General features: G+C 51.9%; 15 protein-coding genes and 1 tRNA gene. 10 read left to right on the top strand and 6 right to left on the bottom strand.

The window, feature by feature from the left end:
- Positions 1-23 precede the first annotated feature (23 nt).
- Together ACO064_RS00940 and ACO064_RS00935 are read left to right on the top strand one after the other, a co-directional pair.
- Complete coding sequence (locus ACO064_RS00940; protein ID WP_421825554.1) at positions 24-1,091, top strand: DNA/RNA non-specific endonuclease; 1,068 nt, start codon at positions 24-26, stop codon at positions 1,089-1,091.
- A 174-nt stretch (positions 1,092-1,265) separates the two neighbouring features.
- The gene (locus ACO064_RS00935) at positions 1,266-1,715 is read left to right on the top strand and encodes a helix-turn-helix transcriptional regulator (protein ID WP_191908700.1); all 450 of its coding nucleotides are present in this window, start codon (positions 1,266-1,268) and stop codon (positions 1,713-1,715) included.
- Positions 1,716-1,937: 222 nt separating this feature from the next.
- Here ACO064_RS00935 and ACO064_RS00930 read toward each other — a convergent pair whose 3' ends face one another.
- From ACO064_RS00930 to ACO064_RS00905, 6 genes are all read right to left on the bottom strand, one after another.
- Entirely contained in the window at positions 1,938-3,206 is a 1,269-nt protein-coding gene (locus ACO064_RS00930) for a CocE/NonD family hydrolase (RefSeq protein WP_421825553.1), read from the bottom strand.
- Between the two features lie 117 nt (positions 3,207-3,323).
- Positions 3,324-4,277: a hypothetical protein gene (locus ACO064_RS00925; RefSeq protein WP_421825552.1), complete on the bottom strand. Its 954-nt coding sequence runs from the start codon at positions 4,275-4,277 to the stop codon at positions 3,324-3,326.
- A 105-nt stretch (positions 4,278-4,382) separates the two neighbouring features.
- The gene (locus ACO064_RS00920) at positions 4,383-4,922 is read right to left on the bottom strand and encodes a hypothetical protein (RefSeq protein ID WP_421825551.1); all 540 of its coding nucleotides are present in this window, start codon (positions 4,920-4,922) and stop codon (positions 4,383-4,385) included.
- A gap of 114 nt (positions 4,923-5,036) precedes the next feature.
- The gene (locus ACO064_RS00915; RefSeq protein ID WP_421825550.1) at positions 5,037-6,362 is read right to left on the bottom strand and encodes a glycosyltransferase; all 1,326 of its coding nucleotides are present in this window, start codon (positions 6,360-6,362) and stop codon (positions 5,037-5,039) included.
- A 64-nt stretch (positions 6,363-6,426) separates the two neighbouring features.
- Positions 6,427-6,807, bottom strand: coding sequence for a cupin domain-containing protein (locus ACO064_RS00910; RefSeq protein ID WP_421825549.1), 381 nt, complete (start codon positions 6,805-6,807; stop codon positions 6,427-6,429).
- Between the two features lie 307 nt (positions 6,808-7,114).
- A complete protein-coding gene (locus ACO064_RS00905; protein ID WP_114408918.1) occupies positions 7,115-8,377 on the bottom strand; it encodes an asparagine synthetase B in 1,263 nt (420 codons plus the stop codon).
- Positions 8,378-8,473: 96 nt separating this feature from the next.
- On the opposite strand from ACO064_RS00905, the gene ACO064_RS00900 reads away from it, so the two are divergent.
- From ACO064_RS00900 to ACO064_RS00865, 8 genes are all read left to right on the top strand, one after another.
- Positions 8,474-9,712 carry an ABC transporter permease gene (locus ACO064_RS00900; RefSeq protein WP_421825548.1) on the top strand — a complete coding sequence of 413 codons (1,239 nt, stop codon included), beginning with the start codon at positions 8,474-8,476 and terminating at the stop codon, positions 9,710-9,712.
- A 156-nt stretch (positions 9,713-9,868) separates the two neighbouring features.
- Positions 9,869-9,952 (top strand) — tRNA-Leu (locus tag ACO064_RS00895).
- Positions 9,953-10,125: 173 nt separating this feature from the next.
- Positions 10,126-10,431: an ISAon1 family transposase N-terminal region protein gene (locus tag ACO064_RS00890; protein WP_421825547.1), complete on the top strand. Its 306-nt coding sequence runs from the start codon at positions 10,126-10,128 to the stop codon at positions 10,429-10,431.
- Positions 10,432-10,479: 48 nt separating this feature from the next.
- A complete protein-coding gene (locus tag ACO064_RS00885) occupies positions 10,480-11,466 on the top strand; it encodes an ISAon1 family transposase (protein ID WP_421825546.1) in 987 nt (328 codons plus the stop codon).
- A 150-nt stretch (positions 11,467-11,616) separates the two neighbouring features.
- Complete coding sequence (locus ACO064_RS00880) at positions 11,617-13,242, top strand: sensor histidine kinase (RefSeq protein WP_421825545.1); 1,626 nt, start codon at positions 11,617-11,619, stop codon at positions 13,240-13,242.
- A complete protein-coding gene (locus ACO064_RS00875) occupies positions 13,242-13,991 on the top strand; it encodes a LytR/AlgR family response regulator transcription factor (RefSeq protein WP_421825544.1) in 750 nt (249 codons plus the stop codon). Before ACO064_RS00880 ends, ACO064_RS00875 begins: the two co-directional genes overlap by 1 nt.
- 363 nt (positions 13,992-14,354) lie before the next feature.
- A complete protein-coding gene (locus tag ACO064_RS00870; RefSeq protein ID WP_421825543.1) occupies positions 14,355-15,866 on the top strand; it encodes a LamG-like jellyroll fold domain-containing protein in 1,512 nt (503 codons plus the stop codon).
- Positions 15,863-16,621: a hypothetical protein gene (locus ACO064_RS00865; RefSeq protein WP_421825542.1), complete on the top strand. Its 759-nt coding sequence runs from the start codon at positions 15,863-15,865 to the stop codon at positions 16,619-16,621. The genes ACO064_RS00870 and ACO064_RS00865 overlap by 4 nt, the downstream gene beginning before the upstream one ends.
- Positions 16,622-16,627: the final 6 nt, after the last annotated feature.

The following is a 16,627-nucleotide window of genomic DNA, read 5'->3' as shown; positions in this document are numbered from 1 at the left end:
GATTGTATTCGTAACTTAGCACCATGTTTTTTCGTTCGTCTTTTCGTACCCGACGCTATCACCAGCGCGGATTTCGGCTGCGTGGCAATACGCTGCTGCTGTTGTTTGTCTTTTTTCTGATTGGGCTGTTTCTCCACTACGGTGGTCGGACTGAGCCCGTTGTGGCGTTCTGGAACGATGTCAAAAGTCTGGTGGGCATCAAATCGCCCCGCCATGAATCGCAGGGGAATCCCTATAAAGCGCCCGAACCCACGCCGGAAGTTGCCACCGACAATACCGATACCGAAGCGAGTGACGACCGCTCGATGCTGGAAAAAGCGCGGTCGGAGGGAAGGTCGGCGCTGGTGGTTCCGAAAAAAAGTGACCGGAAGAAGCTATTCGATTTTGAAAAAGCCGTTGATTTTACGCTGCCCGCTTTCCAGCCCACCGACGCCATTATTCGGCACGACGGCTATACGCTGCGCTATCGGGAAGAATATGAACAGGCCGATTGGGTGTCGTATCCGTTGCTGGAAGACGAAATTCTGGGCGATGCCGACCGGAAAAATGAGCAGTTTCAGCCCGATCCGCTGGTCGAAACCGGCTCGGCGCTGTCGTCGGATTATACCCGGTCGGGCTACGACCGCGGTCACCTGGCTCCGGCTGGCGACTTCAAGTTTTCGAAGGAGATGATGCAGCAGACGTTTTACATGAGCAACATCAGTCCGCAGGTACCGGATTTTAACCGGGGCATCTGGAAAAAACTGGAAGAACAGGTGCGGGTCTGGGCGCTGCGCGACAGAGGGCTGTATGTGGTGACGGGTCCGGTTTTACGTCCCGGACTACCGACCATCGGCAAGAAAAACCAGGTCGCCATTCCGGAATATTACTACAAAGTGATCCTGTATTGCAACAACCCCGACATCCGCATGATTGCTTTTCTGATGAAAAACGAGGAGTCGGACCGCTCCCTGAAACAGTTTGTGGTTACGGTCGATGAGGTGGAAAAACGAACGGGGATCGACTTCTTCCCCAAGATTCCTGACAAAATGGAACAGCAACTGGAAAGCGCCCGGCCTTCGCAGGTCATGGAAAACTGGTTTAGTTTCTAATAGCGGTTGAGCACCCTAAAATACCATTTCAGATACTGATTCCTGCACTTTAAAGATTTCTGCGTTTCCCTGACGGCAAAAGTTGAATTACTTGTAACCGATTTAAGTAATTCACCCATCCCGTTTATCGACATGTACGCAGGACCGACTCCTTTTAACTCGTTAAAAACGATTTTGAATATTGCTCTGAACGGCAACAAAGACCACGTCGAGGCCATTTGCCAGCGAATGGGCATCAATCCGAACGAATTATACGATCATGTGTGTCAGGCGATGGAGTACGGAACGGGTTATCTGCAAACCCAGCCCCTCGCCGAGCAGTCCCGCGCCATCGTGCTGCGCCGACTCGATAACCAGCAAACCGCCCAGATCGAAGATGTGGCCGACGAACTGGGGCTGTCGGTTCGGTCGCTGCAACGCCGGTTGCAGGCAGAGGACGTGACCTTCCGCGAAATTATCGACCTCGCCCGCCGGGACATTGCCCTGCGTCTGATCCGCACCAATCAACACAATATCAACGAGATTGCCTTTGTCATGGGGTACGACGAACCAAGTTCGTTCCGCCGGGCCTTCAAAAAATGGACAGGCCACAACCCGAAGGCGTATCAACTCGCGACGTACTAGGTTAACGCGAACTATGAGATGATGCCCTTGACTAACAGTTGTTTAAGTGCCAGAGGCACGTAATGTTAATAGTAAATCGGTATTTTAAGAACTCCAGGCGTGCCGGAGGTACGCGATAAAGGCTTAGTCGCCTACCTCCGGCACGCCTGGAGTTCTTAAAATACCGATTTACTATTAACATCTGACCCCGGAGGGGTCAATAATCTTATAGTTCACGTTAGGTTACGGTTTACGGTATTCAGTTTTGAAATGCCTGTCCATAAACCGCAGATACTGAGCCCAGTCGTACCACAAGACATCGTGACCACCCGACCGGATGTGGTAACCCATCCGGCCCTGAACCGACTCGTGAAGGGCGGGCATCGTCTGCGTCGGCAAACCGTCGGTTCCTAAAAACCGGTAGACCACCTCGGCGGCTTTGGCCGAGGCAAATTCCCCCACCGGATCGGAACCTTTGTCGTCCTCGGCGCTGGCGACGTAAACCGGTCGTGGAGCAATCAGGCCAATCACCAGGTGCTGATCGAAGGGGAGCAGCGTGTCCTGATCCATGTATTTTCGGAAATTTCCGCAGAACCAGTGCGGAAAGACGGTATTCAGTCGCCGGATGTTTTCGCCCACGCCCCGGCGGAACAGTTTGGCCCCACCCGCACCCGACTCGTTGCTGAGCACCATTGCAAACCGTTCATCGTTTGCTCCCGCCCACAAAGCCGCTTTTCCCAACCGCGACCAGCCAAACAAAGCCACCCGTTTGGCCTGGATGGCGGGGTCGGTTTGCAGATAATCCATGATGCGGCTCAGGCCCCAGGCCCAGGCAGCAATGGTGCCAAAATTATCGCCCTGCTTCTGAAAGTCGGGATAGAGCGTGTGAACACCCGTCGAAAAACCAGTGGTCCGCTCATCGGACGCAATGTCTTCGCGGTAGGCCGTCACGAGGGCATACCCCCGGCTCAGGATGCTGTCGATGGGCCACTGCCGGGCGTTGATGCCCCGGCAGGCTTCGGTGGCACGGTGATCGACCACGCAGGAAACATCGACGTAAGGGTTGTGGCGGCTCGACTCCATCCAGCTCGTCGAAATCCGGATGCCGGGATCGGTATGGATGCTGTGGTTTCCCCAGAAGTTGAGCCCCAGAATGGCCGGAACCGGTTTTTTAGCCTGATTCGGGATGTACAGCAACACGTCGATCCGCGGACCGTCGGCCTGCCCGTTCAGAAAAATGGCAACCTGTTTTCGGGTTGCTTTTCCACCCAGTGCCTTCGGGTCAGTGTCGAACACTTTAAATGTCATTTGCAACGGTTTGGCGGGCGATTGGCCGTACATCTCGCGGGCAAACATCGCCAGCAACTCGGGCCGTCGTACGGTTTTCCATTGGTGGATGGAAGTGACCCGTCGCCCGTCTTTCAGCGTGAACGGGTCGGGCAAGGGAACGGTCTGAGCCTGAATAAACAGGCTGCTGACCAGCAGGAAAAGGGCGAAAAGAGCGGTTTTCATGGCGCGCAGTTTACTCAATTTCCGGATCATGCTCAAGACGTCCGCTAAAAAGAGAAAATTCTGCCGACAGTGTCAGCAGAATTTCTGCAGTTTACCTGAAAAATTAATTACCAACGTTTACTTTTTACTTTCCAGTTCTTTCACCCAGTTTTGAGCGAACGAACGCGCGGCCAGAACCGGCTCTTTGCCCATCCGAAACAACAGCTTCCACTGGCTGGATTGGTTGCGGTATTGCGGATTGACGAATTCCATTTTGTACCCCTGTTTGGTGAGTTGGGCATCGAAGTCGACGCTGCCGGCCAGGGCAATGAAGTCGGTCAGGCGTTGTTTCAGGGCGGCATGAACCGACGGGGCGGCTTTGTAGTCGGCCAGTCGGTTCTGGTAATCCTGAGCCTTCTGCTTCGATTCGTTCAGGTCGTTCTCCGCCTTGCCCATGCTCTTCGCCATTTCCCGCTGGAGCATTTTGTCAAAGTGGGCCACGTATTGTTTTTTGAACTCCTCCGGTTTGGTTTTCGATAACGCCTGCAACCGTTTCAACTCCGTCAGTTCCTGCGCCCTGGCGGTTTTTTCGGCTCCTTCGGTTTCCGAAAGCGCCTGTTGCGCCACCTGAATCTGGCTTTGAATCATCATCGCCAGCGCCGACGGCGGCATCTGGCTGTAGGCATTCTGAACCATAGCCGCCTGCTGGTTGTAGGCCGACTTCACATCGTTCATCGTTGTGCTCTGGTTCTGGGCGGCTTCGCGCGTCTGGTCGTCGCTGATCTGGTATTTATTTTTCAGCCAGTCCTGATAGCGGTTTTTAAAATCGGCGGAGCTGGCATACGACCGCACCACGGCCCCCAGCGCCTGAACGGCAGCCGCCCGGGAACCCTCGGGAATTTTCTTCGCCAGTTGCCGGACCTTCTGGGTATACGGCGTGCTGAACTCCGCGGAGGTGACATTGGTAAAGGTCGTTTCCTGAACCTGTTCGGCGGTTAGACCCAGGTCGGTCACAATGTCGCCGGGACGGGCGGCTATCCACCACCCACCGGCGACCACTAGGAACGCTACTACAAAAAAGTTCTTTCTCATTTCAAAACCGTCTTATTTGAATTGATTTTCGTTACCCCCACCACCCCTAAAGGGGGATAAAATATCCGGATTTTGAAGCCCCCTTTAGGGGGTTGGGGGCATTTATTACTTGATTTTAGCCGATAGACCCACGCGCAGAACCGCCACACCGTAGCCGACTTCCGCAAAACCGCCGAATTGTTCGGAGAACATATACCGGGAACCCAGGTGAAGACCGAGAAACAGGGAGTTGCCGTAAGGGCTGTAATAGTCGCTGGAAGAACCGTAGGAATCGCGGTAGGAAGAGGTTCGGACGCCCAGCGAGAGGCCCGCGTAGGGATCGAACTTGGAGTCGCTGACGTTCAGGAGTTCACCGAAATGGTAGGTGCCACGGGCTGTAAAAAACAGAAACGTGTAATTCCATTTGTAGCCACCGCTGTTGTACCCGTAACGGGAAAAATCGAAGGAACCGCCAACCGAAAAATTATCTTTTACCGCGTATTCGAAGGAGGCTCCGATGGGCAGACCCCGGTAAGTATACGTGCCGAGACCAATACCGGCGTTGATCAGTTTTGTGCCTTGTTCAATGGTTTGGGCCTTGGCCGAAGGCATCAGGGCGACGGCAACCAGCCACGCCAGAATGGTGAGGAGTGTTAATTTTTTCATTTTTGTTCGTCGTAGTTGTTGTTTGATGGAAGCAAAGGTACGGCTGAAAAATGGCGTCGGACGTGTCATTTTACGCAGAAAACACGCAAATCACGACACGTGCAGACCGCTCGCTCAGTGAGCCAGGGTTTGGTGGGAAACCTTAGTTTTATAGTCGCCCAGAACCTCCGCGATGTAGTATTCACACAATTCATTCGGATTGTATTCCGCAAACTCATCCCGCATTTTCAGAATGCGCTGGCGGTAGTCGGGGGTGTTCAGAACCGTTTCCACCTGCGTGCGAATCTGGTCGGACGTGGGCGTTTCCGTTTTCAGGTTGACGCCGAGTTTGAAGTAGCCGATCCGGGCCGTGATCTCGTTTTTGCCTTCATGTAGTCCCGCAGCAATCATCGGCAAACCATTCTGAATGCTCAGCATCACCCCGCCGTAGCCGCCGTTGGTGACGTAAACATCGCAATATGGCATGATTTCGTTGAAGTCGATGAAGTCTTCAATGATGAGGTTGGACTGCGGAAACCGCGCCCGGAGTGCTTCCGTTTGCGAACCGCCGGTGGTGGCAATCACCAGGTACGACGAGTCCTTGAACGCTTCGAGGGTTGGAACGATGATTTTTTCAGGGTCGCGCTCGACGGTTCCCTGGGTTACCAGAATCACTTTGCGGTAGTTTTTGAGCGTATCGTAGTGCTGGAAAGGTTTCCGGGCGCCCTGGGTGTAGGGCAGGAGCGGGCCGACAAACCGGACATTCGGACTCATATCCCGCCGGGTGTATTCAAAACCGGGAACGCCACTTTGCAGGTACACATCGGCACTGCGAATGAACGAATCGAACACAAAATCCTGGGTAGGAGCCAGCCCGTGCTGGATCAGGTAGCGGTTATACAGGTCCGTACACGGTTTAAACAGGAAGTTTTTGGTTACATACCGCATTACATCCTGTTTGCGTTTCCCCCAAAAACCGGTGGCCGGTTCCAGGCCCATGCCAGCGGGTGGCAGGTCGCGGGAGGTTTCGGAAAGGGGAACGATGCCCATCGTTACCACCGGCACCTGGAGCAACTGTTTGATGAAAGGCGCACCCGTAAAGAGGGCATCGCAAACGAGGAGTTCAAACGGAAATTCCTGATAAAGTTCGACGATGTCTGCCACAAATTCGGGCGCACGGTTCAGAAAAATCTGGTTGATGTCGAACCGAAGCCGGGCGATGGTTCCTTTGATCTGCTGCCGCTCAGGAAACAGGGCTTCGAAATTTTCCTGATTGATTACCCGGGCAGTTTTAAACGGAAAAACCGGTATGCCAAGCTTTTCGGCTTTGGTGAGATACGATCCGCCGGTATACCAGCGAACGTCGTGACCCTGTTTCTGCAGGTGTTTGGCGAGGCCCGTCAGCGGATTGAAGTGCCCATCGGCGGGAATGGTGGCAAAGAGGATTTTTTTAGCGTTCATGAGTTGTTGTTTGGTAAGGAACCACGTGTAGCCTGTCGTGATCGGGGAAGCGGGTTGAAAACCGCTAGATCAGCGAAGCGAACTGGGGTGAAATGCTGTAAAAGTAGAGACAGGCGTGGCCCGACTGGTTGCGCAAGGTGTGCTGGGTTCCGGCGGGGATAGTGAGTGACTGGCCGGCGGTCAGCCGAACCCAGCGGTGGCCCTCATAGATTTCGAGTTCGCCGTATTCGACCGAAAAATATTCATCTTCTTCGGAGTGGGTGTGCAGGGCTGTTCCGCTGGCGCCGGGTGCCAGCCAAACCACGCCGGTGTCGACTTTCGAATCCGGCAGCGTGGGCAAAAACCAGTATTTAATACCGCAGGTCGAAGACAGATCGAGATCGGCCTCGCGGATGGCGACGTGCGAAAGGTTCAGCGTCGCCTGCGTGTTGGCATAAGAATTCATGAGTTTCCGGGAATGGATGTCGTTGTTGTTTACCAATAATCTGAAGTTGTATACTTCATGATTCAAAGGTGACGCACTGACGCGTTTTTTTCAACGCTCATGTCCATGAACACGTAACTTTCACACCTGAACTGTAAACTTTCAGTCGTGAAACCGTTCCCTCAAAATGCCGCCTGGCAGGTGTGAAAAGCAAAAAGCGGATCGTAAGGGGCCTTTCCCTCACGATCCGCTTTTACGGTATTCGGTTTATAGTTTTCGGACTGGCAAGAACGCGTCAGCCACCGTAAACCGAATACCGTAAACCTTCTCACGTCTTCTGCTTTTTCTTTTTGGCTGCCGGGAAGAGGATGTTGTTCAAGATTAGCCGGTAACCGGCGGAGTTGGGGTGCAGGTTCAGATCGGTGGGTTCTTCGTTGATTTCGTGCCGGTAATCTTCGGGATCATGCCCGCCGTAGAACGTGAAGAAGCCCTTGCCGTAGGGGGCGTGAATGTAGCGGGCTTCGTTGGCGGCCCGGTTTTCGGCCAGAATCACCACTTCCGGTTTGATGAATCCTTTCTTGAAGGCGGTTGTCTGGCCCATGAACCCCTTGATGATGTTCATGTGGTTTTGGGTCAGCATGGTCGGGATGGGGTCCCATTTGGCCGAAAACTGGAAGAGCGTAAAATAATCGTTCTGCTCGATCAGGCCGCGTTCTTCGGGCTGGTTGTCGATGTTCGAAAACTCGATCTGATACGGATTGATGTAAACCTGAAAGTTGCGGAAAGCCTGGGTCTGGCTGTAATCCAGTTTGCTGTTGGCCGCCGGATCGGCAGCATCGCCGTCATAAATCGACTCCGCAATGTCGGTGTTCTGGGTTGCCAGCGCAATGTCGTAGGTATCGGTGGCGTTGCACATGGCAAACATGTAACCGCCCCCCAGGCAATAATCCCGGATTTTTTTGACCACGTTGCGTTTCAGTTCCGACACTTTGGTGTAGCCGTATTTCTTCGCAATCAGCTCCGATTCGCGCTTCTGGGCCTGGTACCAGGGCTGGTCGCGAAACTGGAAAAACTTGCCATATTGTCCCGTAAAGTCTTCGTGGTGAAGGTGGAGCCAGTCGTATTGCGCCAGTTTGCCATCCATCACATCCTCGTCAAAAACCGTCTCATACGGAATTTCGGCGTAGGTCATGACCAGCGTCACGGCATCGTCCCACGGCTGCTTGGTTTTGGGCGAATAAACGGCCACTTTGGGCGCTTTCTGCAATTTGACCGCATCCATGTTGGCGTCAGGCGACGACACTTCGGCGATAATCTGCCCGCCTTGTGCGTCGGAAATGACCTCGTAGCTGACACCCCGGATCACCAGTTCGTTGACAAATTTCTGGGTGTGCGGCATCATGAAACTGCCCCCCCGGTAATTTAGCAACCAGTCCACTTCCGTATCGTACTGGCGTAATACCCAGTACGCTATGCCGTAGGCCTTCAGGTGATTCTTCTGACTTTCATCCATTGGAATCAGGATTTTCGACGCCCAAACCGGGGTCGTCAATGCCAAAATCAGGATGAGCGGTAATAGCAGCCTTTTCATCGGTAATCGTTTTTTAGCTGTTTTGAGTAGCTTTGTACGTACTCGTATTCAACGAAGATAAGCAAATTTTATGCTAAATCTTCACCCTGACACGCTATGAATCTCCTCGAAAATATCCGCGAAGGACTGCGCTCCATTATTTCCAACCGCCTGCGAACCATTCTGACCTCGCTGATCATCGCCATCGGAATCACGTCGCTGGTTGGGATTTTAACGGCGATCGACGGCATTCAAAGCTCGGTTGACAACAGTTTTGCCGGACTGGGGGCCAACACCTTCGACATTCAGGGACCGCAGATGTACCGGCGGTTTGGCGGCCGGTCCGAAAAGCGGGTGCCGCCGATCGACTACCACCAGGCGATGACCTTTAAACGGCGGTTTCAGCAGGGGGAGAACATTGCGGTGTATGCCGCCGTGACCGGAGCCGCCCAGATCAAATACGCATCCAAGAAGACCAATCCCAATGTGCAGTTGATCGGCATTGACGATAATTTCATGGGCATCAAAGCCCTGAAGATGCAGTCGGGCCGCAATTTCTCCCCGAATGACCTCGAGAATTCGCTCAACGTGACCATTATCGGCAACGAAGTGGCCACCACCCTGTTTGATAAGGGCCAGAATCCACTCAACAAGGAGATTAGTGTGCTGGGCGGCAAATACAAAGTCGTGGGCGTGCTGGAGAAAAAAGGCGGTTTTTCGGGTGGGGGAGACGATCGCATGGTGCTGGTGCCGCTGGAAAATGCCCGGGCCATGGCTGGCACGCGCACACTCACCTTCGACATCACCGGCTCGGTGCCCAACATGGGCGATGCCGAAACGGCCGTGGACGAAGCCCGGGGGTTGATGCGTCAGATTCGCCGGGACCCGCTGGGCAAACCCGACACCTTTGAAATCAAGCGGGCGGATGAGCTGGCGAAAGATTTTGAAAACATCACCAGCTACCTCCGGATCGGCGGTTTTGGCATCGGTTTCATCACGCTGCTGGGCGCGGCCATTGCGCTCATGAACATCATGCTGGTGTCGGTGACGGAGCGCACCCGCGAAATCGGGATTCGGAAATCGCTGGGAGCCACCCCCAAACGCATCCGCGAACAGTTCTTGATCGAAGCCGTGGTCATCTGCATCATGGGCGGCATTGGCGGGATAATCCTGGGCATCGGGATTGGCAACCTGATTTCGACGGTGGTGAGTCAGGGCAATGGCAGTTTCGTGGTGCCCTGGTTCTGGATGGCTGTTGGCATTCTGGTGTGCGTGACCGTCGGTTTATTTTCGGGCATTTACCCGGCTTTCAAAGCCTCCCGTTTAGACCCCATCGAAGCCCTACGCTACGAGTAACGGGCTGTCAATGAGGATAAAAACCCTCAAATACGCGTCAAATGGGCAGTTGAAAGCGACAAGTCTTAAAAAAATATTCAGTATTCATGCTTCATTATTCAGTATTAATCCTACTTTTGCACCCACGTTCGCTTGAGCGACACGCGCCGTAGTAATGCCGGGATGGCGGAATCGGTAGACGCGTTGGTCTCAAACACCAATGTCTGCAAGGGCATGCCGGTTCGAGTCCGGCTCCCGGTACAAATAACACCTTACAGAAAGCTGATTTTCAGTGATTTGTAAGGTGTTATTTGTTTGTTATAGTTCGCGGATAAACACGAAAAGTTGGATCAAGTACAAAAGGGATCAAGTGCAAAAGTTGTGGAGGGCGTAGGATTTTTTTAGGTTTGTGTTTTTAATCAAACCTGACCGTCTTGGAGAGTTTCTTACCTTTAGTCGAATACCTGTTACCTGATTTTATCGTAGCCTATTATGAACTGACCCGTGTCGAGAAGTCTTCGGATCTGCTTCATGTTTATCTGGAAGAGAAAAACTACCCGGAGTCCGATCCCGCTAAAGCATTTCTTTTATCGAAGGGTTTCTTACCTGAAATTACCATCCAGGACTTCCCCATCCGTGATAAACGGGTTTTTCTTCATATTAAACGTCGTCGCTGGCCACCGTGGCGCGGCTCAATACCCAGACCGGTCACATCCAGCAAAGAGATTGGTCACAGGTAGCAGAGGGAACGCGAATGACGAAAGAATTCGCGCTTTTTTTAAACCAGCTTGACGGATTTATCCCCCCACAGTACCAATAGCCTGGGTCGTTTATATGGCGTTGACGGAAAACGTTTGTCCCGCCAGTATCGGACCCATTTGAGCCATTTTCAGAACTGGTCCCAGCTAAAACATGCTAAACAGTGGCTGTTATATCCCCAAAATATAGGAACGCATTTATCGATCGATGAGACTAGCCTTTCGCATGGCGAGTTATATACGATTCTGACCAATAAAGCAGCCAAAGGCCAAAAGGGCAGTATTGTAGCCATTATCGCCGGTACAAAAGCGGAAACCGTGATCGCTATTCTCCGGAAAATTCCCGAAAAGCTCCGCAAAAAGGTCACCGAAATCACTTTGGACATGGCGGGTAACATGGCTTTGATTGCCAAAAAAAGCTTTCCACGAGCTACTCAGGTCACCGACCGGTTTCATGTTCAGCAATTAGCCCTGGAAGCCGTTCAGGAAATGCGCGTCGAGTACCGGTGGGAAGCCCTGGATGCCGAAAACGAAGCCCTTGAACAAGCCAAAGCCACTCAGAGTGAGTACGAGTCCCCGGTGCTTTCCAATGGCGATACCCTTAAACAATTGCTGGCCCGCAGCCGGTATGTGCTTTATAAAAAACCGGGTGATTGGACTGACAGTCAACGGGAACGGGCTACGCTGCTTTTTGATCGGTACCCTGATCTGAAAAAAGCCTATGATCTCAGTCAAGCCCTAAGCCAGATCTTTGAGAATACGACCGATAAACTTTATGGCTTGGCTCGTCTGGCTAAATGGCATGAAAAGGTCCGGCAGTGCGGTTTTAAGGCCTTCAACACGGTGGCCCGTTCGATTCAAAACCACTATGAGACAATCCTGAATTATTTTGACAACCGCAGCACCAATGCGTCGGCCGAATCTTTCAATGCTAAAATCAAAGCGTTCCGAGCCCAGTTCAGAGGGGTAAAAAATGTGGAATTCTTTCTTTACCGATTGACGCAGTTATATGCTTAATCCAAGATGCTCCACAACTTTTGCTCTTGATCCGAAAAGTTGTATTGTAATCTGATCGCTGGTTCAAATTCACACCCATACTGACCGAATTCACATTGCCCAACACGATGGTTAAAAAAGATCCTTTTTTTGACGTCTAAATTCGACAACATGAAAAAGACCATCTTCGCCATCATCGCAGGGAGCCTGACCCTCACTTCACTACAGGCGCAAATCTACTGGGGCGACTACTCCCATAGTTTTCCAAGTGAGGTCGGAAACAAGCCCGCAGCAGTGGGCTTAATACTGGCCATCCGGAAAGAGAACAACGCATTTTGGGAAATCCGGGACAAGAGCCGCCATGTGGTTGATCTGGAGAAAGACCCGGTTTTTAAGCGGGAACGTCCCCGCGGATTCGTGGCCCGCACCACGTTCGATACGGCGCGGGCGCAGTTCTTTCTGCACGGCGTGGGGCCGCAATTGGCCCGGCAATACCAGTTTCGGGTGCTGGAATATCCGGGCCATCGGGTGCTCGTTCCCTGGCAGGGCATCAACCGGTTTACCGATTCAACGCTGATCCGCGATTCGGGGATGCCGGTGATGGCTTACCTGGGCGGTTACAGAACCCGGCTGGGGAAAATGCTGATCGTGGATGTCAGAAACACCGGACAAAACCAGATTGTAGCGACTTCGCTGGTGGCCTGGGAAATGGTCAGACCGGTGATTACCAGTGTGTATACGTCCGAAACGATCGATGATTTTTTTCAGAAGTTGCAATCGCCCTGGCTGCCCGACCGACAATCCACGGGCAGTTTTCCCCCGGTTTTTAAGGTTTCCGCCACGAACGAAAACCTGATTTTTGCGCTCGAAAAGGGTCAGTTCAGTAAAAAACAGATTCAGTACGAATTGATCCGAACCGGCAGCGTTTACACCCCCTGGCGAGACAATGCGTACAACAACAGTTTTGTCTGGATCAAAGATTGTCCCCCCGGAGCGTATACGATCCGGATTCGGTATTCGGCTCAGCCGCAGCACGTTGCAGAATATCGCTTTGCCGTCGAACCGGCCTGGTATCAAACAAACCAGTTCCTGTTATTAGCGGGAATTTTTTCGGCAGTTTTACTGGGCGCGGGCTTGTTTCTGATCCTGTTTATCCGGCAACGGCGGAAAACCCGGCAAGAAAAGGCGGGCAAAACCCGCTTGCAGCTCGAATTGAAGGCGATTCACGCCCAGCTCAATCCGCATTTTGTTTTCAACGCCCTCAGCTCGATTCAGGGCCTCATCAACAAAGAAGACATCAAAGGGGCCAACCGGTACCTGTCCGATTTTGCCCGGCTGCTGCGGGAGTCGCTGCACCATGCCCACAAAGACGAGCTTTCCCTGCACGAAGAAATCCAGATGCTGGACACCTATTTGAAGCTGGAGCAGCTCCGGTTTGGGTTTCAGTATGCCATCCGCGCCGATGCGGCAATCAATGTGTATGAAACGGCTATACCGGTGATGCTTCTACAGCCTTTGGTCGAAAACGCGGTCAAACACGGTGTTGCTCCCCGACCAGAAAAGGGAATTATTACGGTGGTTTTCAGTCGGTTGGCACACGCCATGACGGTAACCATTACCGATAATGGCAGCGGTTTTACGGAAGATAAAGCCGGTAATGGGCTGGGATTGAGACTTACCCGTGACCGAATCGAGCGCTTGAACAGGCTCCATTCCGACTGGCAAATTACCCTGGCCATTCAGAAAGCCACCCCATCGGGAACGCAGATTACCCTTACCTTTGGGTCATGGTTTTGATGAAAGCACTGTTGATTGACGACGAGCAACCGAATCTGGAGAACCTGCAGGCCCTGCTGAACGCGTATTGTCCGCAGGTGGAAGTCTGTGGCACGGCCCTGAACGCGGAAACGGCTACCACCCGGCTGCAAGTTCTCCAGCCTGATCTGGTATTTCTGGACATCCAGATGCCCCAACAAAACGGATTCGACTGGTTGCGCAGCCTGCCTGCCTACGACTTCGAGGTGATTTTCGTCACGGCCTATGATCAATTTGCCATCCAGGCGTTGCGGTTTGCTGCGGTGGATTACCTGTTGAAGCCCATTGCGATTGACGAACTACACTCGGCTGTGGAAAGAGCCCGCCAACAACGGCAGTTGAAACAACAGAACCAACTCCTGCAAAACCTGATGCACTTCCTGAAAGCCGGTCAGCCGCCCGAAGAGCCGCGCATTGCTTTGGCGACGGCGAAGGAAACGCGGTTTGTAAAAACCGGTGAAATCATCCGCTGCGAATCGTCCAACAATTATACGACGTTTTACCTGCTCGATGGGGAAGCCCTGCTGGTGTGCAAACCCATTTTCGGGTACGATGAGTTGTTGAAGAACTACGGTTTTGTGCGCTGCCATCAGTCGCACCTCGTGAATAAGCAGTTTATCAGGAGCTGGAAAAAAGAGTTCGGCGACTTCCTGGTGTTGACCGATGGTGCCGAAGTGCCTATCTCGAGGGCGAAAAAGGAAGACCTGAAAAAAGCACTTCGTTTGTCATAAACCGGGCGTACGCCGGGTCGAATGACAGAGAATCGGGTTGTCTTAAAACAAGGCTTCAGTCGTTTACAAGCCTTGTCATTAAATCAAAATTTGGCGCACTTATCCGTTAAAAATAAAAACGGAAAATATTTCCCAACTGCATTAAAGTTGTCGTAATTTTATACGCTATAAATACTTATAAAAATAAGTATTGTGAAGTAAATAAGGATTTTTTCTTAATTCTTTGGTATGAATTTACGACTACCGGCGTATTTTAGTATAGTCTGTTTTTTTCTCTTAGGTTGTGAAGGATGGGATTTTGAGCGGAAATCATTTCAATCCTGCGCGAAGCCTTCGGCCCGGATTTCTTTTACGGCTGAAAAATTGAGGGTAACCTATAAACTCGTCGATATTCAGGGCGATTTTACCACGGTTTCCTGGAATTTTGGTGCCGGTAATCCCGTCACTTCATCCGAACGGGAGCAGACTTTTACGTACTCGGGAACAGGTACTTATACCGTCGATGCCGAGCTTAAAAACCCCTGCGGAGATACATACAAAGCAACCCTTACCGCCAGAATAACCGATGCCTCTTTAGCTTCCGTCACGACACTCGATCCCTCGGGCGTTTCCAGTAATTCGGCGATAATGGGCGTAAAAGTAAATGATGCCGGAAACGCTACCATTACGCAATTCGGCGTGTGTTATTCAAATGTAGTGGGTGTTCCGGATGTCGATAATTCCACCCCCTTATCCTTAAAAACAGGCTTGGTGATTGGCAATAATCAGACTTTTCAGGCTACTCAATTGCTGCCCAATACCCTTTACTATGTACGGGCTTTCGCAACGAATGAAGCCGGTACTTCCTATGGCGTGGTCAAGACATTTTTAACCACGTCGCAACCGGTTGTCAACACGCTGTCAGCCACGACCATAACCGGTACCAGTGCCGTGCTGTCCCTGTCGCTGACCAATCCGGGAACGCCCGTTTTAACACGCTACGGGGTGTATGTGTCTGCTACCTCTACGGACCCGGGCAAAACAGGTAGTTATCAGACATTCGATACGGATACGCAGGGGATTACGCCTTTATTGCCCGGGAATAAGGCTGATTTTGCCGTTTCCGGCCTTCAGCCCAATACGTTGTATTATTACCGGGCCTTTGCCATCAACGCGGCCGGCACGGTATACGGGGCGGTTTTGACGTTCAACACCCTGGCCTCATCGATAACAAGCGGACTGGTTGCGTATTATCCATTGAACGGAAATGCGAACGATTTTGCAGGCACGAATCACGGGAAACTGGTGAATCAACCGCCCTCGACTACGGATCGGAAAGAGGTGCCTAACAATGCTATTTTTCTGGATGGTGACAATGACTTTGTTGAGATTCCGGATCACCCTGTTTTGCGATTTACGAATGCCATGACGATCAGCTTATGGGTAAAACCAACGGGGACCGTCAGTCAGCCGATGCAATTGCTGGTGAAGTCGCGTTATACGGGTGGAGAAGAGCAATATGGCATCAGCATTCGTCCCCTGGCGGGCAATTCCAGCAGCCATGTTTTGAACGTCGATGTCAAACAAAACAGCAATTGTGTTTCGGGTGCAGGCTGGGAAAATACGAGCAATACCGTCACCCAATGGCTTAACAACTGGCACCATGTGGTGGGCGTTTATGAAGGTCGTTCATTGAAATTATACCTCGATGGGAAATTGGTAGCCAGTCGGGAAAATCTGCCGATTTCAAACATCGATAATTGCCCGGGTGGTGATGTACGGCTTGGTTTACTGAGCCAGGCTTTTCCGAATAAATTTCAGGGAAGTGTTGATGAATTGCGATTTTATAACCGGGCTTTAACCCTTGTTGACGTTCAATCTCTGTTTGCTTTATGAAAAGGATGCTTTATGAAAAGATGTTCTACGCCCTGGTCGTTTTGTGCGTTTTCTTTCTGACTCCGGCCATGAGTCAGGCCCCCCGTCAAGTTACGGTCACCAACGTCAAAATTGAACAGCAGGAAACCAGAATAAAGGTCACGTATGATGTAGAAAGTCTGGTAAAAAATGATTCGGTTTATATTCAGGCAGTTAATCAAAATAACCGGGTTTTAATTGCCCGGTCGGTGACGGGAGCGGTTGGCAAAGGCGTTGGTTCCGGCAAGGGAAAAGTGGTTTACTGGGATATTCAGGCGGATGGTTTGTTGGCGGAAGATGAAGTGCAGGTGGTTGTCAATGTCAAATTAGCGCCACCAGATTTGGGGGGTGGCCCCGCCAATGCCCTGTTCTCGATTCTGGTTCCGGGGCTCGGCAATGTGCTGGTTCAACCGAACAAAAAGATTGGGTTCCGCCCGTTGATTACGATTGCCTACGGTGGCTTACTCGTGTATGGACTCATGCAGCGAAGCAGAGCCCTGGACCAGTATGCCATTTATGAGTCACAACCGTATGAAAATCAGGCAGAACCGTATTTTACGAAAGCCAACCAGTTGCGCCATCAATACCTGATTGCGACCCGTGCCGCGGCCCTTATTCTGGTTTCGGATGTCATCTACAGCGCCATCAGGGGGAGTCGTAATCGCAGGAAATCCAATCAGCTTACCCTGGGCTTTCAGGGCAATACACCCCTTATTGGCATTCGTCGGACTATCTAATCACAC

The sequence above is a fragment of the Larkinella sp. genome, assembly GCF_965227735.1.
Lineage (GTDB): Bacteria > Bacteroidota > Bacteroidia > Cytophagales > Spirosomataceae > Larkinella.
Note: the sequence above shows the minus strand (reverse complement) of the source record. Positions and strands in the feature narration are given on the sequence as shown.

What these genes read in the sequence shown, in the direction of transcription:
- ACO064_RS00940 (WP_421825554.1), top strand. Translation starts at nt 24, where the DNA reads ATGTTTTTTCGTTCGTCTTTTCGTACCCGACGCTATCACCAGCGCGGA.
- ACO064_RS00930 (WP_421825553.1), bottom strand. Translation starts at nt 3,206, where the DNA reads ATGAAAACCGCTCTTTTCGCCCTTTTCCTGCTGGTCAGCAGCCTGTTT.
- ACO064_RS00905 (WP_114408918.1), bottom strand. Translation starts at nt 8,377, where the DNA reads ATGAAAAGGCTGCTATTACCGCTCATCCTGATTTTGGCATTGACGACC.
- ACO064_RS00910 (WP_421825549.1), bottom strand. Translation starts at nt 6,807, where the DNA reads ATGAATTCTTATGCCAACACGCAGGCGACGCTGAACCTTTCGCACGTC.
- ACO064_RS00875 (WP_421825544.1), top strand. Translation starts at nt 13,242, where the DNA reads ATGAAAGCACTGTTGATTGACGACGAGCAACCGAATCTGGAGAACCTG.
- ACO064_RS00915 (WP_421825550.1), bottom strand. Translation starts at nt 6,362, where the DNA reads ATGAACGCTAAAAAAATCCTCTTTGCCACCATTCCCGCCGATGGGCAC.
- ACO064_RS00865 (WP_421825542.1), top strand. Translation starts at nt 15,863, where the DNA reads ATGAAAAGGATGCTTTATGAAAAGATGTTCTACGCCCTGGTCGTTTTG.
- ACO064_RS00880 (WP_421825545.1), top strand. Translation starts at nt 11,617, where the DNA reads ATGAAAAAGACCATCTTCGCCATCATCGCAGGGAGCCTGACCCTCACT.
- ACO064_RS00925 (WP_421825552.1), bottom strand. Translation starts at nt 4,277, where the DNA reads ATGAGAAAGAACTTTTTTGTAGTAGCGTTCCTAGTGGTCGCCGGTGGG.
- ACO064_RS00900 (WP_421825548.1), top strand. Translation starts at nt 8,474, where the DNA reads ATGAATCTCCTCGAAAATATCCGCGAAGGACTGCGCTCCATTATTTCC.
- ACO064_RS00920 (WP_421825551.1), bottom strand. Translation starts at nt 4,922, where the DNA reads ATGAAAAAATTAACACTCCTCACCATTCTGGCGTGGCTGGTTGCCGTC.